Annotated in this window: 20 protein-coding genes; 2 read left to right on the top strand and 18 right to left on the bottom strand. The window is 68.3% G+C overall.

Annotated features, from left to right (window positions below):
- Positions 1–31: 31 nt before the first annotated feature.
- The 5 genes from rplS to OHA40_RS25425 form a co-directional block, all read right to left on the bottom strand.
- The gene (rplS, locus tag OHA40_RS25445; RefSeq protein WP_067514127.1) at positions 32–373 is read right to left on the bottom strand and encodes a 50S ribosomal protein L19; all 342 of its coding nucleotides are present in this window, start codon (positions 371–373) and stop codon (positions 32–34) included.
- A 309-nt stretch (positions 374–682) separates the two neighbouring features.
- Positions 683–1,603 (bottom strand): hypothetical protein, encoded by a 921-nt coding sequence (locus OHA40_RS25440; protein ID WP_330229388.1) that lies wholly within the window; start codon positions 1,601–1,603, stop codon positions 683–685.
- A 28-nt stretch (positions 1,604–1,631) separates the two neighbouring features.
- Complete coding sequence (locus tag OHA40_RS25435; RefSeq protein ID WP_330234368.1) at positions 1,632–4,031, bottom strand: Tex family protein; 2,400 nt, start codon at positions 4,029–4,031, stop codon at positions 1,632–1,634.
- A gap of 266 nt (positions 4,032–4,297) precedes the next feature.
- Positions 4,298–5,965, bottom strand: coding sequence for an AMP-binding protein (locus OHA40_RS25430; RefSeq protein WP_330229387.1), 1,668 nt, complete (start codon positions 5,963–5,965; stop codon positions 4,298–4,300).
- The gene (locus tag OHA40_RS25425; protein WP_330229386.1) at positions 5,962–7,596 is read right to left on the bottom strand and encodes an AMP-binding protein; all 1,635 of its coding nucleotides are present in this window, start codon (positions 7,594–7,596) and stop codon (positions 5,962–5,964) included. The genes OHA40_RS25430 and OHA40_RS25425 overlap by 4 nt, the downstream gene beginning before the upstream one ends.
- Positions 7,597–7,696: 100 nt before the next feature.
- Between OHA40_RS25425 and OHA40_RS25420 the strand changes: the two genes are divergently transcribed.
- Positions 7,697–8,548 (top strand): helix-turn-helix transcriptional regulator, encoded by an 852-nt coding sequence (locus OHA40_RS25420; RefSeq protein ID WP_330229385.1) that lies wholly within the window; start codon positions 7,697–7,699, stop codon positions 8,546–8,548.
- Positions 8,549–8,645: 97 nt separating this feature from the next.
- On the opposite strand, the gene trmD is transcribed toward OHA40_RS25420, so the two are convergent.
- The 4 genes from trmD to rpsP all read right to left on the bottom strand — a co-directional run bounded on the left by trmD (position 8,646) and on the right by rpsP (position 10,711).
- Positions 8,646–9,353: a tRNA (guanosine(37)-N1)-methyltransferase TrmD gene (gene trmD, locus OHA40_RS25415; RefSeq protein ID WP_330229384.1), complete on the bottom strand. Its 708-nt coding sequence runs from the start codon at positions 9,351–9,353 to the stop codon at positions 8,646–8,648.
- Between the two features lie 64 nt (positions 9,354–9,417).
- Positions 9,418–9,942 carry a ribosome maturation factor RimM gene (gene rimM / locus OHA40_RS25410; RefSeq protein ID WP_330229383.1) on the bottom strand — a complete coding sequence of 175 codons (525 nt, stop codon included), beginning with the start codon at positions 9,940–9,942 and terminating at the stop codon, positions 9,418–9,420.
- Positions 9,943–10,185, bottom strand: a complete 243-nt coding sequence (locus OHA40_RS25405; RefSeq protein WP_011210690.1) for an RNA-binding protein — start codon at positions 10,183–10,185, stop codon at positions 9,943–9,945.
- 94 nt (positions 10,186–10,279) lie between these two features.
- On the bottom strand, positions 10,280–10,711 hold the full coding sequence (gene rpsP / locus OHA40_RS25400) for a 30S ribosomal protein S16 (protein WP_330229382.1): 432 nt from the start codon (positions 10,709–10,711) through the stop codon (positions 10,280–10,282).
- 224 nt (positions 10,712–10,935) lie between these two features.
- Here rpsP and OHA40_RS25395 point away from each other — a divergent pair, with 224 nt between their 5' ends.
- On the top strand, positions 10,936–11,091 hold the full coding sequence (locus tag OHA40_RS25395; RefSeq protein WP_330229381.1) for a hypothetical protein: 156 nt from the start codon (positions 10,936–10,938) through the stop codon (positions 11,089–11,091).
- Here OHA40_RS25395 and OHA40_RS25390 read toward each other — a convergent pair whose 3' ends face one another.
- From OHA40_RS25390 to OHA40_RS25350, 9 genes are all read right to left on the bottom strand, one after another.
- Positions 11,092–11,649: a dihydrofolate reductase family protein gene (locus tag OHA40_RS25390; RefSeq protein ID WP_330229380.1), complete on the bottom strand. Its 558-nt coding sequence runs from the start codon at positions 11,647–11,649 to the stop codon at positions 11,092–11,094. It lies immediately after the preceding gene.
- A gap of 145 nt (positions 11,650–11,794) precedes the next feature.
- Positions 11,795–12,532 carry a class I SAM-dependent methyltransferase gene (locus tag OHA40_RS25385; protein ID WP_330229379.1) on the bottom strand — a complete coding sequence of 246 codons (738 nt, stop codon included), beginning with the start codon at positions 12,530–12,532 and terminating at the stop codon, positions 11,795–11,797.
- Between the two features lie 49 nt (positions 12,533–12,581).
- Positions 12,582–13,565 carry an LLM class F420-dependent oxidoreductase gene (locus OHA40_RS25380; protein ID WP_330229378.1) on the bottom strand — a complete coding sequence of 328 codons (984 nt, stop codon included), beginning with the start codon at positions 13,563–13,565 and terminating at the stop codon, positions 12,582–12,584.
- A gap of 55 nt (positions 13,566–13,620) precedes the next feature.
- Complete coding sequence (locus tag OHA40_RS25375; protein WP_330229377.1) at positions 13,621–14,715, bottom strand: amidohydrolase family protein; 1,095 nt, start codon at positions 14,713–14,715, stop codon at positions 13,621–13,623.
- Between the two features lie 81 nt (positions 14,716–14,796).
- Entirely contained in the window at positions 14,797–16,359 is a 1,563-nt protein-coding gene (gene ffh, locus OHA40_RS25370) for a signal recognition particle protein (RefSeq protein WP_330229376.1), read from the bottom strand.
- A gap of 103 nt (positions 16,360–16,462) precedes the next feature.
- Positions 16,463–16,747 (bottom strand): hypothetical protein, encoded by a 285-nt coding sequence (locus OHA40_RS25365; protein ID WP_330229375.1) that lies wholly within the window; start codon positions 16,745–16,747, stop codon positions 16,463–16,465.
- A gap of 164 nt (positions 16,748–16,911) precedes the next feature.
- A complete protein-coding gene (locus OHA40_RS25360) occupies positions 16,912–19,338 on the bottom strand; it encodes a [protein-PII] uridylyltransferase (protein WP_330234367.1) in 2,427 nt (808 codons plus the stop codon).
- 122 nt (positions 19,339–19,460) lie between these two features.
- On the bottom strand, positions 19,461–19,799 hold the full coding sequence (locus tag OHA40_RS25355; RefSeq protein ID WP_330234366.1) for a P-II family nitrogen regulator: 339 nt from the start codon (positions 19,797–19,799) through the stop codon (positions 19,461–19,463).
- Positions 19,800–19,804: 5 nt separating this feature from the next.
- Positions 19,805–21,184 (bottom strand): ammonium transporter, encoded by a 1,380-nt coding sequence (locus tag OHA40_RS25350; protein ID WP_330229374.1) that lies wholly within the window; start codon positions 21,182–21,184, stop codon positions 19,805–19,807.
- Positions 21,185–21,521: the final 337 nt, after the last annotated feature.

The following is a 21,521-nucleotide window of genomic DNA, read 5'->3' as shown; positions in this document are numbered from 1 at the left end:
TGAGGAAAATCCGTTGTGCCGAAAAGCTAACTCAGCGCTTTTCCTTGATCTTGGCGGCCTTGCCGCGCAGCTCACGCAGGTAGTAGAGCTTGGCGCGGCGGACATCACCGCGGGTGACGACATCGATGTGGTCGATGTTCGGGCTGTGCACCGGGAAGGTGCGCTCCACGCCGACACCGAACGACACCTTGCGGACCGTGAAGGTCTCGCGGATGCCACCGCCCTGGCGGCGGATGACGACGCCCTTGAAGACCTGGATGCGCTCCTTCGAGCCTTCGATGACCTTCACATGCACGTTCAGCGTGTCGCCCGGCCGGAAGTCGGGGACGTCGCTACGCAGCGACTTTTCGTCGACGAAGTCAAGGGTGTTCATTTCCATCCTTCTGGTTTCGCGCGAACAGAGGACCCTGGCGGCACTGCGCGTGCTCGGCCGGTTCATGCTCCGAATTAGGGGGTGCGCCGGGTCGACAACCACCCAGGGCAACCTGAGTATTGTGCCAGATCGGCGCGGCGCGGAAGAAATCGGCCCGAGCGGAGGGTGTTGGGCTATTCCTGCACGCTACGCCGAGAGCGGCCCGGTACACGACCCCGGCCGACCTCGGGCTCGGTGAATCCGAAGGCAGGACGTCGCACGGACCTCGGAGCCGAAGTGGCCGAGCCGCACCCTCCGCCCCCGACCCCGTCAGTGATGCGGTTCCCCGGAGATCGCGTCCTGCGCGGGCGGTGGAGCGGGTGAGTTCAGCGCGCTGTGGTCGGCATGCCACAGCGCGTGGTGCCGGTGCGGAGCCGGTGGCGCGGGCACCACCGTACGGGTGAGTTCCGCCTCCGCCGCCGTGCGGACATGGTCGACGTCCGGTTTCCCCGCGACCAGATCCTGGACGAAGATCTTGGCGCGGATCACGGGACCGCGATAGCGCCGTTCGCGGACGATGGCCCGGTACATCAGACGCCTGCGATCGGCGTAACGCCAACGCGCCCACGGCGCGCCGGGACGACTGAGCCGCAGCGCGCCGACGACCAGCAGCGGTAGGAAGAACATGCCGAACAGGCCGGTCCAGATCTTGCCCTTGGCGATGACGATCGCGGCCAACGCCAGGTTCACCGCCGCGAACACCACGACGAAGACGCGCACCTCGATGCTCGGGTCCCGCCGGAAGTCGTTGATGTCCAGCAACCACAGCGGGTGAAAGCCGAGCAGCAGCAACCCCGTCACCGCGAGCGCGACGAACACCGCGTCCACCGAGGTGCGTCCCTGCTCCTCCCAATACACGTCGCGCAAGTAGAAGATCAGCGCGAACTCGTCGAGGACCAGCGCGGCACCGACGCCGAAGGCCGCGGCGAGCGCGCCGGCCGTCGCCGTGTCCGCGCTCTGGTACACCAAGACCATGCCGATGCCGGACACGAGCACCAGGATCACGCCGAACACCATGTGATGGATGTGGGTGTCACCGGCCCGCAAGTTCCCGGGCCACCAGCGCACCCGCGCCCGGATCAGCCGGACGCTGAGGCGGATGAACAGGAAGCCGACGATGAACCCGAGGAGGAAGCACAGCAACGGCAGCCGCCCTTGGGCGATCACATCCTCGTGGAGCCACCGTCGCATGCCCGCCTACTCCCTACCGTGCACCGGACTACCGGCCGAAACCCGCCCTGCGCAATGCGTCCGCCATCGCGCCGCTCGGCGGGGGCGCGTTGCGTCGCTGGTTTCCGCCGCGCCCCTGTCCCTGATTTCGACCCTGGCTCTGTTGCTTGTTCTGCCCATTCTGCCGCTGCCGCTGCTCCCCGCCGGATCGGCCGCCCTGGCCACGCTGCTTCTCGCCGGCCTTGCCCGGCGCGCCGGGCTCGTCGTCGAGGCGAAGGGACAGGCCGATGCGCTGGCGCGCCACGTCCACCTCGAGCACTTTCACCTTGACCACGTCACCGGACTTGACCACTTCACGCGGGTCCTTCACGAAGTTGTGCGACATGGCCGAGACGTGCACCAACCCGTCCTGGTGCACGCCCACGTCGACGAACGCGCCGAACGCGGCGACGTTCGTCACCACGCCCTCGAGCACCATGCCCGGCTTCAGGTCGGCGACCTTCTCCACACCGGCGGCGAACTCCGCGGTCTTGAACTCCGGACGCGGGTCGCGGCCCGGCTTCTCCAGTTCCGCGATGATGTCGGTGACGGTAGGGACACCGAAGCGCTCGTCGGTGAAATCGCCGGCGCGCAATGCGCGCAGCACCGAGGTGTTGCCGATGATCTCCGCGACGGGGCGGCCGGTCGATTCGAGGATGCGCCGGACGACGGGATACGCCTCGGGATGCACGGCGGAGGTGTCCAGCGGGTCGTCGCCTTCGCGGATGCGCAGGAAGCCCGCGCACTGCTCGAACGCCTTCGGTCCCAGGCGCGGCACGTCGAGCAGCGCCGTCCTGCTGCGGAACGGGCCGTTGTGATCCCGGTGCGCCACAATGCTTTCCGCCAACGACCCGGCGATACCGGAAACCCGCGACAGCAGCGGCACCGAGGCCGTGTTCACGTCGACGCCGACCGCGTTCACCGCGTCCTCGACGACCGCGCCCAGCGAGCGGGCCAGCAGCGATTCGGACACGTCGTGCTGGTACTGGCCGACTCCGATGGACTTCGGGTCGATCTTCACCAGCTCGGCCAGCGGGTCCTGCAGCCGTCGCGCGATCGACACCGCGCCACGCAGCGAGACATCCAGATCGGGCAGCTCCTGGGAGGCATAGGCCGAGGCGGAGTACACCGAGGCGCCCGCTTCGGACACCACGATCTTGGTCGGCGTGTTCGCCCGGTTGTCCGACGATGCGGCGATGCGCGAGATCAGCTCCACCGCAAGGGTATCGGTCTCGCGTGAGGCGGTGCCGTTGCCGATCGCGATGAGCTCGACGCCGAACCGGGCGACCAGCGCGCCGAGCACCGCGAGCGACTTCTCGGTCTGACCCTGCGGCTTGTGCGGGTAGATCACCTCGGTGGCGACCACTTTGCCGGTGGCGTCGACCACCGCGACCTTCACGCCGGTGCGGTAGCCGGGGTCGAGGCCCATGGTCGTGCGGGTGCCCGCGGGCGCGGCGAGCAGCAGGTCGCGCAGGTTCGCGGCGAACACGTCGACCGCGTCCTTCTCGGCCGCCTGGCGCAGCCGCATCCTGGTGTCGATGCCGAGACTCACCTGCAGTTTGGTGCGCCAGGCCCAGCGCACGGTGTCCAGCAGCCAGGAGTCGGCGGGGCGGCCCCGGTCGGCGATGTCGAAGCGGGTGGCGATGCGGCCCTCGTAAACGGTGCGCTGCCCCGGCTCCGGCTCCTCGGTGTCCGGCTCGAGGTGCACGGTGAGCACCTCCTCCTTCTCGCCGCGCAGCAGGGCCAAGACGCGATGGGAGGGCACCTTGTCGAACGGCTCGCTGAACTCGAAGTAGTCGGCGAACTTCGCGCCCGACTCCTCCTTGCCCGCGCGCACGCCCGAAGTGACCTGTCCACGGCTCCACATCAACTCGCGCAGTTCGCCGACCAGGTCGGCATCCTCGGCGAAGCGCTCGACCAGGATGGCGCGCGCGCCGTCGAGCTGCTCGGCGCTGTACTGTGCCGGATCGGTGTTCGGGTCGTCGATCAGCGCGTCGGCCACCGGCTCGTGTCCCGCCTCGCGCGCGATCTGCGCTTTGGTGCGCCGCTTCGGCTTGTAGGGCAGGTAGATGTCCTCGAGCCGGGCCTTGGTCTCCGCGAGCAGGATCTGCTGATGCAGGGCGTCGTCGAGTTTGCCCTGGCCGCGGATCGATTCGACGATCGCGGCCCGGCGCTCGTCGAGTTCGCGCAGGTAGTGCAGGCGCTCGTCGAGCTGGCGCAGCTGCGCGTCGTCCAGGCCGTCGGTGACCTCCTTGCGGTAACGCGCGATGAACGGCACCGTCGAGCCCGCGTCGAGGAGCTCGACGGCGGCGCGCACCTGGGTCTCGCGCACCGCGAGCTCCTCGGCGATGCGACGGTTCACGCTGGCTGTGCGCGCGGTGTCGGAGCGCGGCGGCACGGGAGGAACCATCGTGTTGGACTCTGCACTGGCGGTCTCGGGCGCTGTCGTCACGTCGGAGACACTAGCTGTTCCGCCTCTCCGAGTCTTCAGGCCGTGCTGTTCCGCCTCTCCGGGACTTCAGGCCGTACAGGTCAGGCGACCCCAGGCTTACGTTCAGGTCCTGCGTTGAGTGCCGCTCGAGTTCTGGGGGTACCCGGTGAGTTACCCATGTTCTTGCGAAATCAGGTGTTGCGTGGTTCTTGCGAAATCAGTTGTCTGCGTGGTTTCTTGCGAGATCAGTTGTTGCTTGGCGGATTCGACGTGGGTTTCGCTGCTGATGTGAGGATCGCTTGGGCGATTTCGCGCATCTCGGCCTTGCGGATCTTGCCGGTGACCGTCATCGGGAACTCCTCGACCACGTGGACGTAGCGCGGGATCTTGAAATGCGCCAGTTTGCCCGTGCAGAATTCGCGCACCGCGGCCGCGTCCAACGGTGTTGCGCCCTCGCGCATCCGGACCCACGCCATCAGCTCCTCGCCGTATTTCGGGTCCGGCACGCCGATCACCTGGGCGTCGAGGATGTCGGGGTGGGTGTAGAGGAATTCCTCGATCTCGCGCGGATAGATGTTCTCGCCGCCGCGGATCACCATGTCCTTGATCCGGCCGGTGATGGCCAGGTAGCCGTCGTCGTCCATCACGCCGATATCGCCGGTGTGCATCCAACGGGCCGCATCGATGGCTTCGGCGGTCTTGTCCGGGTCGTCCCAGTAGCCGAGCATCACCGAGTAGCCGCGGGTACACAGTTCGCCGGGTTCGCCGCGCGGCACCGTGAGACCCGTTGCGGGATCGATGATCTTGACCTCCAGGTGCGGCCCGACCCGGCCCACGGTGGCGGTGCGCCGGTCGATGCCGTCGTCGCGGCGGGTCTGGGTGGAGACCGGCGAGGTCTCCGTCATGCCGTAGCAGATGCACACCTCGCGCATGCCCATCCGGTCGATCACCCGCTTCATCACCTGCACCGGACAGGGCGAACCCGCCATGATGCCGGTGCGCAGGGTGGACAGATCCGGGGTGGCCGAATCCAGTTCGGTGAGCAGATCGATGAACATCGTCGGCACGCCGTAGAGCGAGGTGCAGCGCTCGGCCTCGACCGAGGCAAGCGTCGCCTCGGGATCGAACGAGGGCGCCGGAATCACGATGGCCGCACCATGGCTCGTGCTCGCGAGGTTGCCCATCACCATCCCGAAGCAGTGATAGAACGGCACCGGGACGCAGATCCGGTCCTGTTCGGTATAGCCGCACAGCTCGCCGACGAAATAGCCGTTGTTCAGGATGTTGTGATGGCTGAGCGTGGCGCCCTTCGGAAAACCCGTGGTACCGGAGGTGTACTGGATGTTGATCGGGTCGTCGGCGCACAGCCGCGCCGCGAGCGCGGTGAGCCGGTCGGCGTCTATCTCGGTGCGGATCAGCGCGTCCCACTCGGGTGTGCCCAGCACGAGCACCGCCGCCAGCGCCGGACAGTCCGGCCGCACCTTTTCGATCATCGCGACGTAGTCCGAGGACTTGAACCGCTCGGCCGCGACGAGCATCCGCACGCCCGCCTGGCGCAGCACGTATTCCAGTTCAGCGGTGCGGTAGGCCGGGTTGATGTTGACCAGGATCGCGCCGATCCTCGCCGTGGCGTACTGAAGCAGAAACCACTCCGCGCAGTTCGGCGCCCAGATGCCGACCCGGTCCCCCTTTCCGATGCCCTGATCGGCAAGGCCGCAGGCCAGAGCATCGACCGCGGTACCGAGTTCGCGGTAGGTCCAGCGGCGTCCGGATGGACGGTCCACCAGCGCTTCCCGCTCCGGGAACGTCGCGACGGCACGAGCGAGGTTGCCGCCGATGGTGTCGCCGAGTAGCGGGACATCGGAAACGCCGGACGTGTAGCTGGGCAGGGGCGGTTCGAGCGACGACGTCACCGAATCCCTCCCTGCCGCAGCACGAACCGCTGCACCTTGCCGCTGGGCGTCTTCGGCAGGCTCGCGACGAAGTGCACTCTGCGCGGGTAGGCGTGCGCGGCGAATTTTCGCTTCACCAGGCTCTGGAGTTCGGACGTCAATTCGGGGCTGCCCACCACGCCGTCGCGCAGCACGATGAACGCCTCCAGCACCTCCCCGCGCAGGTCGTCCGGCATGCCGACCACGGCCGCCTCGGCGACCTGTTCGTGCAGCACGAGCACGCTCTCCACTTCGAACGGGCCGATGCGATAGCCCGCCATGATGATCACGTCGTCGTCGCGGGCGGAGAAGCGGAAAAATCCGTTCGCGTCCTGCGAACCGGCATCGCCGGTCACGTACCAGCGGCCATCGGCGGTGTAGCGCTGCGCGGTGCGTTCCGGGGCGTCCAGGTAGCCGAGGAACCACAGCAGCGGACTGCGCGCGGTGTCGATGGCGAGGCGGCCCACTTCGCCGATGGGAGCGATGGTGTCGGCGTCTTCGGCGAGCACCGCGCAGGACCAGCCCGGCAGCGCGCGACCCATCGAGCCCGCCGGAGTCTCGGTGTCGAGGTCTTCCCGCCATGCGTTGCAGATGACCATGCCGTGCTCGGTCTGGCCGTAGTGGTCGCGCACCGCGACACCCAGGTGCTCCATCGACCAGGCGACGACCTCGGGCGTCAGCGGCTCACCCGCCGAGGAGGCGCGACGCAACCGGGAGTGCACCGGCGGCGCGGCGCTTTCCGCGCGCAGCGCGCGGTACACCGTCGGGGCGGCGGCGAAATTGGTGACGCCGAAGGCCTCCAGCACCTGCCAGGTCAGCGGAGCGGAGAAACCCGCGTGCAGCAGGATGCTGCGGATACCGGTGGCCAGCGGGCCGAGGATGGCGTAGTAGAGGCCGTAGGCCCAGCCCGGGTCGGCGGCGTTCCAGAACACGTCGCCGGGCCGGACATCCAGTGCGAACTCTTGGTAGGCGTGGAAGGAGGCGAGCGCGCGTAGCGGAATCGGGACGCCCTTGGGTGTGCCGGTGGTGCCGCTGGTGAACAACTGGACGAGCAGGCCGTCGCCGCCGACCGCGATCGGGCGAGCGTTCGGGTGGTCGGCCGAATGGCTATCGAGCAGATCGGCCATCCGCACCGCCCCCTCCGGGGCTTCCTCGCCGGAGGCGATCAGCCGCCAGGGCGGATCCGCGGGCAGATCCGGACCGGGCGCCAGCTTCGACGCTTGATCGGAGTCTGCGATGACGATCGACACTTCGGCGGCCGCCAGCCGCAGCGCGATGGCCGGCGGCGCGAATGCGGTGAACAGCGGGACGTGCACCGCGCCGCGGCGCCAGATGCCGAGCAGCGCGACCACCAGGTCCGCCGACTTCGCCATCAGCGTGGCGACCCGATCGCCGGACTCGACGCCGAGTCCGGCCAGTGCGGCGGCGAATCGGGCCGAGCGTTCGCGCAGCTCGCCGTAAGTGAGGTCGGTCGAGGACAGATCGGCCTCGATGATCGTGAAGGCGACCCGGTCGGCCGGGTGCCGATCGCACAGCAGGTCCGCCGCCGATGCGTCAGGGCGGTCGTAACAGTCCAGCAGCTCGCGCACCCGCTGATTCGGATCGGTGCCCATCTTCGGTTCTCCTCCATCTGTGACCCAGCACAACGCGGGTGTGCAATAGGATGTGGGTCACATCCCGCTGGCCACTACCCCCGAAAAAGGGTGAGTCTCGATGACCCACACCGCGCTGCTGCGTCCCCGCGACGCCGACGCATTACGCGCCGAGATCCGCTGGGTGGCCGGCACCGCGGGCGTGCCGGTGGCTTTCGGCGGCGAGGTGCACGGTGATGCCCTGCTGCTGTCGGAATTCGTCGGCACACTCACCAACGGACTGCGCGGGTTGGCTGTCGTTCGCACGTGGGGGCTCGGTGGCCGGGTGATGGATTCTGGGCGTCCCGCCGCGGTCTCGGACTACCGCACCGCGTCCTCGATCACGCACGACTACGACGGACCGGTCTCCGGCGAAGGCATCCGGTCGGTGCTCGCCGTCCCGGTGGTCGTGGACCGGCGCTCCCGCGCGGTGCTCTACGCCGCGACCAGGGGCGCGGCTCCGCTGGGTGACCGCACCGCGGATCTCGTCGTTCGAGCCGCTCGCCGCCTGGCCGGCGAGCTCGCCATTCGCGACGAGGTCGACCGACGCCTGCGGATGCTGGAGGTGGCCACACCGTCGGCCGGCACTGCCCCGGCCGTCACCGAGGAACTGCGCGACATCCACGCCGAACTCCGCGGCATGGCGCGCTCCGCCGAAGACGACCGGTTGCGCGGACGTCTGCACGCGGTGTGCGAACGACTCACCCGCGTCCTGGTCGGCGAACCGCACCCCGACCGTCCGCGACTGTCCCGGCGCGAACTCGACGTGCTGTCTCAGATCGCCCTGGGCTGCACCAACCAGGAAGTGGCACAACGTCTCTCACTCGGACCGGAAACCGTGAAGAGCTACCTGCGCAACGCGATGGTCAAACTCGACGCCCATTCCCGGCACGAGGCGGTGGTGGCGGCGCGCCGCCACGGTCTGCTGCCCTGACGGCCGGGTGGTCCCCTCCGCGTCGCAGTAGTGGCGCTGCACCGAAGGGGCGGGGAGCTACGACGTCGGCAGCGACGCGGCGCAGCGCGGATTCGACCTATCGCCCGGGTTCGCGCGTCGTGTCGTGCTCCCCGAGCAGGTCCGGGCGGCGTTCCCGGGTGCGGGCGAGGGATTGCTCGCGGCGCCAGGCCGCGACTTTCGCGTGGTCGCCGGAGAGCAGGATCGGCGGGACCTCGAGGCCGCGCCAGGTGACCGGGCGGGTGTAGCTGGGGCCTTCGAGGAGGCCGTCGGAGAACGAATCCTCTTGGTGGGATTGCTGATTGCCGAGCACGCCGGGCAGCAAACGGACCACGGCCTCGGTCATCACCAGCACCGCCGCCTCGCCGCCGATCAGCACGTAGTCGCCGATGCTGACCTCCTCCACGCGCACCCGCCGGGCGGCGTCGTCGAAGACTCGCTGGTCGATGCCTTCGTAGCGGCCGCAGGCGAAGACGAGATGCCGCTCGGCGGCCCAGCTGTGCGCGGTGGCCTGGGTGAACGGCACACCCGCAGGCGTGGGGACGACGAGTAGGGCGTCGTCGGGGCACACCTCGTCGAGGGCGTCACCCCACACGGCCGGCTTCATGACCATGCCGGGCCCGCCGCCGTAGGGCGCGTCGTCCACCGACTTGTGCACGTCGTGTGTCCAGCGACGCAGATCGTGCACGGTGAGGGAGATCAGCCCCTTGTCGATCGCCTTACCGAGCAGCGCTGTGCGCAGGGGCTCGAGGTATTCGGGGAAGATCGTGACGACGTCGAGTTTCATGCCTGTCTCCTGTCGCCGCACTCACCGACCGGGTGGGCGCCGCGCGATCGGGTCTCCCAGCGTCTCATTCCGGGTCGAGCAGGCCCTCGGGCGGATCGATGACGATCACGCCGTCGGCGAGCGACACGGTGGGAACGATCGCGGTGACGAACGGGATCAGGATCTCCCGGCCGTCGTCTGCGGCACGCACCGCGAGCAGCTCGCCCGCCGCGGAACGCAATACCTCGCGCACGGACCCGACCACCGTCTCGTCGGTGAGCCGGACCTCGAGCCCCTCCAGCTCGTAATCGTAGAACTCGTCCGGATCCTCCGACGGCGGTAGATCCGCACTGTCGACCACGAACAGCATGCCGCGCAGCGCGTCCGCCGCGGTGCGATCGGCGACGCCGGCGAGAAACACCAGAAGCCGGCCCGAGTGCTCCCGGGCCGACTCCACGGTGAAGTCGCGGACGTCGTCGGTTCGCGGCAGTCGACCGCGCAGCGTGATGCCGGGTGCGAAACGTGCCTCGGGCTCGTCGGTGCGCACCTCGACGACAAGTTCGCCGCGCACGCCGTGCGCCTTGGCGACCCGTCCGACGACGAGTTCCATCTACTGGTCGGTGTCGACCACGTCGACCCGGATGCCCCGGCCGCCGATGCCGGCGACGAGGGTACGCAGCGCGGTCGCGGTACGTCCGCCGCGGCCGATCACCTTGCCCAGGTCATCAGGATGAACGTGCACCTCGACCGTGCGCCCGCGGCGGCCGGTGATCAGCTCTACGCGGACGTCATCGGGATTGGCGACGATGCCGCGCACCAAGTGCTCGACGGCATCGGCGACTACGGCACTCACTGCTCCATCACCTCGAGACGCGACTCCCCCGTCGTCGCGGCCGGTCTATCGACGGCTCGAGACGGGTGCTGGATGGACGAGAAACGCCCGCTCATTACTCGGCGGCCTCGGCCTCGGCGCCCTCTCCGGCGTCCTTCTTGCCGGCCTTCTTCTTCGGGGTGACCGCCTCGGCGACCGGCTCGTTATCGGCGGCGGCCAGCGCGGCGTTGAACAGGTCCAGCTTCGACGGCTTCGACGGCTTGACCTTCAGGGTGCCCTCGGCGCCGTCGATGCCCTTGAACTTCTGCCAGTCACCGGTGATCTTCAGCAGCTGGAGAACCGGCTCGGTCGGCTGCGCGCCGACACCCAGCCAGTACTGCACGCGCTCGGAGTCGATCTGGATGAGCGAGGGCTCTTCCTTCGGGTGGTACATGCCGATGGACTCGATGGCCCGGCCATCCCGGCGGGTGCGGGCGTCCGCGACGACGACGCGGTACTGCGGGTTGCGGATCTTGCCCATGCGGGTGAGCTTGATGCGAACAGCCACTGCTGATCTGCCTTTCGTTGGTTGGTCACGACGCAATTCGGCGACCCGCATGGTCTGCGAGCCCGGTTTTGCGTTTTCGAGTGTGTGACCGCCGCGCGGTACGTAACCGGAGACGGGCTGACACTTGTCCGGAAGGACGGTGGTCCATTGTGCCAGACGGGACGATCGCGCCAGAAATCGCGTTCCGGTGTTCACACCTCGCGGCCCATGCGCCATAAGCAAGCATGGGAATCTTCCGTCGCAAACGCAGGCGCAGGGACAGCACCAGCCGCGAGATCGCGGCCGAGTTCAGCGAGCCGGCAGTGACCGAGTACGTGGTGCCCGGGGTGTTCCGTACGCTGCGCGCCGTCGTTTCGGGCCTCTTCCGCGCGCTCGACTGACTATCGGCGGCGATATCTCAGCAGCACCACGCCGGAGCGGAACGGGCGGGTCTCGACCAGCCGCAGCGCCGGAACCCGGGTCGCGCCCGCGAACAGCCGCTCACCGGTCCCGAGCACCACGGGGTAGACGAACAGGCGGTACTCGTCGACCAGGTCGGCGGCGATCAGGGCTCGGACCAGCCGGATGCTGCCGGTGGCGACGATGTCCCGGCCCGGCGCCGTCTTGATCACGGCGATCTCCTCGGCCGGCGGACCGCGCAGGATCACCGTGTTGTCCCACTCCGGTTCCCGCAGCGTGCCGGATACCACGTATTTCGTCACCTTGTTCAGGTGCTCGGTTACTCCGCTGGTGTCGTCGGTCCGATTCGGCCAGTACCCACGCATCTGCTCGAAAGTGACCCGCCCGAACAGCACGGCGTCCGATGCCGCGGCCTGCTCTCGCAGTTCCGCGACGAGATCGGACTGATCGACCCCTTCCCGGTCGGCGACATCGAACCAGTCCGTCGCCTCGATCACCCCGTCAAGGGTGATGTTCTCGGTCACGATCAATTTCCGCATATGTGCCTCCGATCGATTCCGGCCCTCGCAATGCAGACGCGAGCCATTGCCGGAATTCATCGCTCGCGACCGGACGAGCGGCCGATTCGGCTCCGTCACGCGGAAGCAAGGCAGGAAACCGATTCGCCGAGCGGCGGTGACGGGACTATCCGGGGGCGGTGGCGGTGAGGGCACGGGTCGGCACCCAGGGGCCGCCCCACCACATCCGCCAACCAACGCCGCGGTGGGTGACTCCGGTAACGCCGCTCGCGGCCAGCGTGGCGCGATACTCGCTGGTCTTACCGATGTCCACGATGACCAGCTTGCCGCCGGGCCGCAGGACGCGGCATGCCTCGCGGACGGCGTCGGCGCGGCCCTGCGCGGTCTTGATGGTGTGGATGGCCAGGCTGGACACGACGACGTCGAACGCGCCGTCCGGGAACGGCATGCGGGTCATGTCACCGGTGTGCAGTTCGATGCGATCGGCGACGTTCTCGGCGAGTGCGTTCTGCTCGGCGGTGGCCGGAATGTTGCCGCAATGGTCGGCGGAGCACCACAGATCCAGGCCGACGGCGCGTCCGGCGGGCAGCCGCCGCGCGGCCGCGAGCAGCACCGCGCCGCGGCCGCAGCCCATATCGAGCAGCAGTTCGTCGCCACGCAGCGTGAGGTCGTCGAGCAGACCCGCCCAGACCCGGAACTTGCCCCGGAGGGTCGCGTGCAGGAACAGGCCGAACTGCGCGGCGAGCACGGTTCCGATCAGCAGGAGCAGCAGGCTAGGACGCAGCTGCTGGAACAGCGCCACCACCAGTGCGGCGGCGAAATACCCGACCGCGAGAACTCCCAGCAACAGCAGCACCGACGGCGCGTCGATACCGTACGACGCTCGCCACGGAGGGGCTATCATCGGCCGATTGTATCCGGCGCCAACGGCATTCGCGTCCGGTTCCCGCTCGTCAGCCCACCAGCGGCGCCAGGGTGCGTCCGGCGAGTTCGACCGCGCCCGGTTCGTGTCCATTCAAGACCATGTTGACGATCAGACCATCGACGCCGCGGTCGAGGACGCGGGTCCGCAGCTGCTCGGCAACCTCGTCCGGCGTACCGACGAACTGGCGATCGGCCGGCGTCTGCGCTATCTCGGACTCCGACAGCGACGACAGGTCGATACCCATGCGGCTCAAGTAATCTCGCTGCTGCTTGCGGACCAAGTCGCCGTCTTCGTCCACCATCAGGAAGCACAGATAGCTGGTCTCCAACGTCGCGGGGTCGCGGCCGACCTCAGCGCAGCGGTCACGCAGAACCTCGATCTTGCGTGGCAGCTCGGAAGCGTTGCAGATCAGGTTGAGGTGGTCGGCGAAACGGGCGGCCAGGCGGAAGGTCTTCTTCTCGCCACTGCCGCCGAGCAGGATCGGCACGTCGTCGCGGATGCGAGGCTCGTTCATCGCGTTCTCGACGTGGTACCACTTGCCGTCGAAGGTGGGGCGCTGCCCACACAGCATCGGCTGGACGATCTGCAGTGCCTCCTCGAGCCGTTCGAAGCGGGTCGTGAAGGTGCCGAAATCGTAGCCGAAGGATCGGTGCTCGAGCTCGAACCAGCCCGCGCCGATGCCGAGCACGGCGCGGCCGCCGCTGACCACGTCCAGCGTGGTGACGGTCTTGGCGAGCATGGCCGGATTGCGGTAGGTGTTGCCGGTTACCAAGGCCGACAACTGGATTCGCTCCGTGGCCGTGGCGAGGCCACCCAATGCGGTGTATGCCTCGAGCATCGGCTCATCGGGCGTGCCGATGCCGGGCAGTTGGTAGAAATGGTCCATCACGAAGACCGTGTCGAAACCGGCGGCTTCGGCCTCCCTGGCCTGCGCGATGACCGTCGGGAACAGCTCGCGCACCGACTTGCCGTAGCTGAAGTTGGGCATTTGATAACCGAGGCGAATGGTCACGGAATTCGACCTTACGCCTCGTTCGGAAACAAGCGGGTGAGCCCGCGATGACGAATTACCGATGACCGGTGACCGGACCGCGTCCGCCGTATACGCGCCCGCGCAGCACGACGGCATACGGTGCGGCAAGCGCTTCCGAATGGGTACGCGGGTCCTGCTGGTAGACAACGAAATCCGCGGGGGCACCGGGCTCGATGCACGGCCGTCCGAGCCAGCCGCGGGCGTCCCAGGAAGCGGCGCCGAGTGCGGCGTGTCGGGACAGGCCCGCGGCGCCGAGTGCGGCGATCTCGTCGGCGATCCGCCCGTGACGGATGGAACCGCCGGCGTCGGTGCCCGCGAAAATGGGCACGCCCGCCTCGTGCGCGGCGGCGACCGTGCCGCGCACCCGGCGGTGCAGGTCGCGCATGTGCGCGGCGTAGACGGGGAACTTGCCCGCACTGTCGGCGATCTCGGGGAAGGTGTCGATATTGACCAGGGTGGGGACCAAGGCGGTGCCGTGCTCGACCATCATCTCGATGGTTTCTTCGGTGAGACCGGTGCCGTGCTCCACACAGTCGATGCCCGCGTTGATCAAGCCGGGCAGCGCGTCCTCGCCGAAGACGTGCGCCGTGACCCGGGCGCCATTGGCATGCGCGGCGTCGATGGCCTCCTTCAGGACCGCGTCGCTCCACAGCGGGCGCAGATCGCCGACGGAGCGGTCGATCCAATCGCCCACGATCTTCACCCAGCCGTCGCCGAAGCGGGCCTGTTCGGCGACGATGTCCGGCAGGTCGCGTTCGTCGTCGAGCTCGATGCCCAGCTCGCGGATATAGCGCTTCGGCCGGGCGATATGGCGGCCCGCACGGATGATGCGCGGCAGCTCGTCATGGTCGTCGACGAACCGGGTGTCGAACGGCGAACCCGCGTCGCGCAGCAGCAGCGCACCGGCCTCCCGTTCGATCTCGGCCTGCGCGAGGGCGCCCGCCCGATCCTCGTGGCCGCCGCCATACCGGATACCGACGTGGCAGTGCGCGTCGACCAGTCCGGGCACGATCCATCCGGTGCTGCACAGCGTTTCGGCGCCCGGCACGGGCTCGAAAGACACGAGCCCATCGCGCACCCAGAGATCGCGCACCTCGTCCCCGGGGAGAATCACTCCTCGTAGATGCACAGCAACCTCCTGGACGTCGTCGGCTGCCTCCAACCTACTGGGGTGGTCACCGCACGTTGTGCCGCGTCGTTCGGGCCCGGTCTACTTCTTCGGGAACTTCAGTTTCGACAGGTCGAAGCCCTCCAGGCCAGGTGGCAACTGGTCGAGACCGGCGGGCATGTTGGAGATGTCGGGCATTCCGGCGGGCATGCCCGGCATGCCGCCCATCCCCGGGAATCCGCCGCGCACCTTCGGCGGCGTGGGGCCACGGCCGCCCTTCTTGCCCTTCTTGCCCTTCTTCGCGCCGCCGCGGCGGGAGCCGGGCAGGCCCATCTGACGGCCCATCATCGCCATCATCTTCTTGGCCTCGAAGAAACGGTCGACGAGCTGATTGACCTCGGAGACCTGGACGCCGGAGCCGTTGGCGATGCGCAGACGGCGGGACGCGTTGATGATCTTGGGGTTGTCCCGCTCCGCCGGGGTCATGCCGCGGATGATCGCCTGCACGCGGTCGAGCTGCTTGTCGTCGACCTGGGCGAGCACGTCTTTCATCTGCCCCGCGCCGGGCAGCATGCCGAGCAGGTTCCCGATCGGGCCCATCTTGCGGATGGCCAGCATCTGGTCGAGGAAGTCCTCGAGGGTGAGCTCACCGCTACCGATCTTGCGGGCGGCCTCCTCGGCCTGCTCGGCGTCGTAGACCTGCTCGGCCTGCTCGATCAGGGTGAGCACATCGCCCATGCCGAGGATGCGGCTGGCCATGCGGTCCGGGTGGAAGACGTCGAAGTCCTCGAGCTTCTCACCGGTGGAGGCGAACAGGATCGGAACGCCGGTGACCTCGCGGACGCTCAGCGCGGCACCACCGCGGGCGTCGCCGTCGAGCTTGGTGAGTACCACGCCGGTGAAGCCGACGCCGTCGCGGAACGCCTCCGCCGTGGTGACCGCGTCCTGACCGATCATCGCGTCGAGCACGAAGAGGGTCTCGTCGGGCTGGACCGCGTCGCGGATGCCCGCGGCCTGCCGCATCAGTTCTTCGTCGATACCGAGCCGGCCGGCGGTGTCGACGATGACGAGGTCGTACTGCTTCTGCCGCGCTTCCTCGACACCGCCGCGGGCCACGTTCACCGGGTCGGCGGCCGAGATGCCCAGCGGGTTCGCCCCGCCACCGATGGAGGTGCCCGGGTGCGGCGCGTAGACGGGCACGCCCGCACGCTCGCCGACCACCTGCAGCTGGGTGACGGCGCCAGGGCGCTGCAGGTCACAGGCCACCAGCAGGGGCTGATGCCCCTGCCCCTTCAGCAGTTTCGCCAGCTTGCCCGCGAGCGTCGTCTTACCGGAACCCTGCAGACCGGCGAGCATGATCACCGTCGGCGGGTTCTTGGCCAGATTCAGCCGTCTGGTCTCGCCGCCGAGGATGCCGACGAGCTCCTCGTTGACGATCTTCACGACCTGCTGGGCCGGGTTCAGCGCCGCGGAGACCTCCGCGCCCTTGGCGCGCTCCTTGATCCGCCCGATGAAACCGCGCACCACCGGCAGCGCGACGTCGGCCTCGAGCAGAGCGAGGCGGATCTCGCGACAGGTGGCGTCGATGTCGGCCGGTGACAGACGCCCCTTACCACGCAGATCCTTGAGGGCACCGGTAAGCCGGTCGGACAGGGATTCGAACACCGATCGCGCTCCTGATCTCGGGGGACGTCACATTCTCTCCCAGGGTAATGGGATCGCCGGTGTGATCGCGCAGGCGGTGCGTCCTTCGAGGCGGAGCGTCTTGCTAGTCGAGCACTCGACGGCGCGGTTTGGCCGTTTTGCGGTAGTCGTGGTTCTCCTCGGCGACCATGAACACCGCCTCGTTAGCGGTCAGCCCCAGCTCGAGGGCCAGGTCGTCGAGGACGGCCCACTCCGCCGTGCTCGGGATGGGCGAGCTGCCGACCGTGGAGGCGATCGTCATCGCGGTCACCGCCTGCTGCCCCGTCAAAGTGCGACCGGGGAGCCAGGAGACCACCCAGCGGTCGCCGCCGACGCAGCGCGCCATATGCGTGGTCTCGTCACTTGTCATTGTCGACGCCGAAACGACTTCAATTGCCACCGACCTGCTCCCCTCGTGCTCGCGATAGCCAGACGCTCTAGATCGTAGGGGCGGGCCGCGATAGCGGAGCTGTTATCCAGCAAATATCTGGCAACAGATTGATTACCGGATAAATTTGCAGGTCGATGCCAATTTCAATGGTTTGGCATGTCATTTTTCGGCGGTTTTGGCGCAGGTCTGGGAACCACCGCGAGAATCGCCTTTTCGATCGTTTCCCGGCGCGCGGGACTGTCCTCAGGGCCCAAATCGAGGCAGAAACTGTCGACCACCGCCGACCCCATCGTGACCACCTTGGCCCAGCGCACGTCCGCTCGGCAGCCGGCCAATTCGGCGGCCAGGCGGCTGAGCAAACCGACCCGGTCCTCGGCGCGCAACTCCAGGATCACTTGACCGGACACCGAGGTCTCCGACCAGATCACCCTCGGCTGCGCCTGCGCATACCGGCTCCGGGCGATGCCGCTTGCCTCGCCCTCCCGTTTGGCCAGTGCCGCGGACACGTCCAGATCCCCCGCCGTGGCGCGGATCAGTTCCTGGCGCAGCAGCCCCGGGTCCGGCGGATCGCCGAATTTGGGCGCGACGACGAACGCGTCGACCGCGCAATCGCCTTCGACGCCCAGCGCGGCCGACAGCACGCGCAGCGAGTGCAGCGCGAGCACGCCCGCGGCGTCGGAGAGCAGCCCTGGGGTATCCGGCGCGATGACGGTGACCTTGTAGGTGTGCTTGCTCTCCCCCGGCTTCAGGTCGACGTGCACTCCACCCGCGCGGGCCTTCTCGACGAGTTCCGCCGCGATCGGCTCCGGCGTCGGGAGCTGATCGCCCGCCATGACCAACCGGCAGCGCCGGACCAGCTCGCCGATCAGAGACGCCTTCCAGTCCCCCCACACGCCGGGGCCGGTGGCCAGCGAATCCGCCTCGGCCAGCGTGTGCAGCAGTTCCAACAGCTGAGGATCGCCGTCGAGCGCATTCACGACGAACCGCACCGTCTCCGGATCGGACAGGTCACGCCGGGTCGCGGTCTCCGGAAGCAGCAGATGATGACGGACGACCGCGCTGAGCGTGCGCACGTCCGAGGGCCACAGGCCCAGGCGCCGGCCGATATGGGTGGCCAGCTCCGCGCCGACCACGCTGTGGTCGCCGGCGCGACCCTTGCCGATGTCGTGCAGCAGCGCGCTGAGGGCCAGCAGGTCCGGGCGGGCCACCCGAGTGCTGATCGCGCCGGCATAGGCGACTGTCTCCACCAGGTGACGGTCGACGGTCCAGGTATGCAGGACATCGCGCGGTGGCAGGTCGCGTACCGCGCCCCACTCCGGAAGCAGTCTGCCCCACAGGCCGGTTCGATCCAGCGCTTCGATCGCGTCGATGGCGCCGCGGCCGGCGCCCAGCAGGACCAGCAGGTCGTTGAGGGCGTCTTTTGGCCACGGCTCGCGCAGCTCGGGCGCGTCCTCCGAGAGCCGGTTCAGGGTGGTGGCGGACATCGGCAGCCCGGTCTGCGCCGAGGCCGCCGCCACCCGCAGGATCAGGCCCGGGTCGCGCTGGGGACGCGCGTCGCGGGCGAGGACGACCTCACCGGCATGCTCGACGACACCCTCGTCGAGTGGCCGGCGCACCGGCATACGGCGAAGCCGCGCCAGGCCCCGGCGGGGCAGCGCGTTGGCCGCGGTGCGCAGACCGACGTCCACGGAGTAACTCACGGTTCGCGCCGAATCGCTCAGGGTACGAGCCAGATCGAAGCGGTCGCCGATGCGCAGGGCCGCGCCGATCTCGTCGGCGTCCTGCGCCCGCAGCTGATCGCGGGAACGGCCGGCGACCCGGTGCAGTTCGGTGCGCACGTCCAGCAGGCGTCGGCGCGCCTGTTTCAATCCGCCGCCGGGCACGTCCGGCCCGAGTCCTGGCATGGCATCGGTCAGCTGGGCGATGGCCAGGGCGTCGAGCAGCTGGATATCGCGCAGGCCGCCGCGCCCATTCTTCAGATCGGGTTCGGCGCGGTGCGCGATCTCGCCGTTGCGCTCCCATCTGGCCTGGGCCTGGGCGATGAGATCGTCGAAGCGGGTGCGGATTCCGGTGCGCCATTCCCGGCGCACCCCGCTGATCAACAGGTTGCTCAATTCCTGGTCGCCGACGATGTGCCTGGCTTCGAGCATGCCGAGCGCGGCGATGAGATCGTCGGCGGCCACCCGCAGCGCCTGCGGCACGGTCCGCACGCTGTGATCGAGCTTGATGTGCGCGTCCCACAGCGGGTACCAGAGCTGGTCGGCGACCTCGGCGACCCGGGCGGGATCGACGTCGTCGTGCAGCAGCACCAGATCCAGATCCGAGAACGGCAGCATCTCGCCGCGGCCGAGGCCGCCGACAGCGACCACGGCCAGGCCGCTGTCGGCGGTGATGCCCAGTTCGGCGCCCTTGCTGGTGAGCCAGAGTTCGTAGAGGTCGACCAGCGCGTGCCGCAGCGACTCGGCATCGAGGCGAGGATTGCGGCGCAGGCCGCCATCGAGCAGTTGGGTTCGTGCGCGGACCAGATCGGCCGCTCCATTGGATATCTTGCCGTTGACTTCTTCGGTCACCTTCGGGTCACCGTCGTGCTCGTGCTCACTACCCACAACCCACCGCCCATTTCAGGCGCGCGGCCCCGCCCCGACCGGGAGTTCCGGTGGGAGCGGGGCCGCCGCTCGATACTCGATCTTCGTTACAGCGCGTCGGTGCCGCGTTCGCCGGTCCGCACGCGAATGATCGACTCCACCGGGGAGACCCAGACCTTGCCGTCGCCGATCTTGCCCGTGCGAGAGGCCTCCACGATCACCTCGACGACCTTGTCGACGGACGCGTCGTCCACGACGACCTCGACGCGGACCTTCGGCACGAAATCGACCGAGTACTCGGCGCCGCGGTACACCTCGGTGTGCCCCTTCTGCCGGCCGTACCCTTGCACCTCGCTGACGGTCATGCCCAACACGCCCGCCTGCTCGAGCGCGGTCTTGACGTCCTCGAGCGTAAACGGTTTGACGATTGCGGTGATCAGTTTCATGTTCGTCATGCCTCCTTGACGGCCGAACGTGCCGTGCTACCCAGAGCGGCGAAGTCGTAGGCGGTTTCCGCGTGCTCGGACTCGTCCAAGCCCACCGACTCTTCTTCCTCGCTCACGCGCAGCCCAATGGTGAACTTCACGATATAGGCAATGATCAGCGTCGCGATGAAGGAGAAAGCAAGTACCACACCGGCACCCACCGCTTGCCGCCACAGCTGATCGACGCCGCCGCCGTAGAACAGACCGGTCTTGGCCGCACCCGCCTCGGGCGCCGCGACGAAACCGACCATCAGGGTGCCGACGATGCCGCCGACCAGGTGCACGCCGACCACGTCGAGCGAGTCGTCGAAGCCGAACTTGAACTTCAAGCCGACCGCGAGGGCGCACAGCGCGCCCGCGACCACGCCGATGGCGAGCGCGCCGAGCACGTTCACCGAGGAACACGACGGGGTGATGGCCACCAGACCGGCCACGACGCCCGAGGCAGCGCCCAGCGAGGTGGGCTTGCCGTCGCGGACCTTCTCCACCAGCAGCCAGGCCAGCATCGCGGCGCAGGTGGCAATCGTGGTGATGATGAACGTCGAACCGGCGAGGCCACCGGAGGTCACCGCGGAACCGGCGTTGAAGCCGAACCAGCCGAACCACAGCAGACCGGCGCCGAGCATGACGAACGGAAGGTTGTGCGGACGGAAGGGCGTCGTCGGCCAGCCCTTGCGCTTACCGAGCACCAGCACCAGCGCCAGACCGGCCGCACCGGCGTTGATGTGCACCGCCGTACCGCCGGCGAAGTCGACCGCGAGCAGCTTGTTGGCGATCCAGCCGCCCTCGTGCACGATGTTGCCGTCGGCGTCCTTCACGTCGAAGTCGAACACCCAGTGCGCGACGGGGAAGTAGACCACCGTAGACCAGATGCCCGCGAACAGCAGCCACGCGCTGAACTTCAGGCGATCGGCGACCGCGCCCGAGATGAGGGCAACCGTGATGATGGCGAACATCAGCTGGAACGCGACGAAGACCGTCGCCGGAATCGTGCCCGCGAGCGGGATGTTCACCGCCTCCGTCGTGACGGCGCCTGCCGCGTCCTTGACCTCGGCGACGGAGTTACCACTGATCAAGCCCTTCAGGCCGAAGAACTGCGTGGGATCGCCGATCACGCCGAACTTGTTGTCGCCGAACGCCGTCGAGTATCCGTACAGCGACCACAGCACGCCGACCAGACCCATCGCGCTGATGCTCATCATGATCATGTTGAGCACGTTCTTCGACCGGACCATGCCGCCGTAGAAGAATGCCAGGCCCGGTGTCATCAGCAACACCAGCGCCGAACTCGCCAGCATCCAAGCGGTATCACCGGTGTCCGGTGCACCGGTAAGCGGAAATGCCACCTTAATGTCCTCCTCATCTCGGGCCCAGCCGATTCCGGCAAATGGACCTGCACAGAAGGGTCCTCACTCGGTGTTTCATCCGTTGAGCTGTCGTGTTTCACCTATGTGAACGGATGGCGCAGCTGTGTTGCTACCACGTTTCGTGGCGTACACCCGATGTTTGCCGACGCTGTGAGCAGCGTGTCCGGAAAATCGGACATTCGCTACCGCGGAGTAGGAGTCGGCAAACATTCGGGGTGTGACCGGCCTCGCACCGATGCGTCGGACAATCGCGGCGCACGGGCCGCGGCGCTCCGCTCGCCCGGAACGCCGCGGGCCGAACCGTTTTCAGCGGGTC

It is taken from the genome of Nocardia sp. NBC_00508 (assembly GCF_036346875.1).
Taxonomy (GTDB): domain Bacteria; phylum Actinomycetota; class Actinomycetes; order Mycobacteriales; family Mycobacteriaceae; genus Nocardia.
Note: the sequence above shows the minus strand (reverse complement) of the source record. Positions and strands in the feature narration are given on the sequence as shown.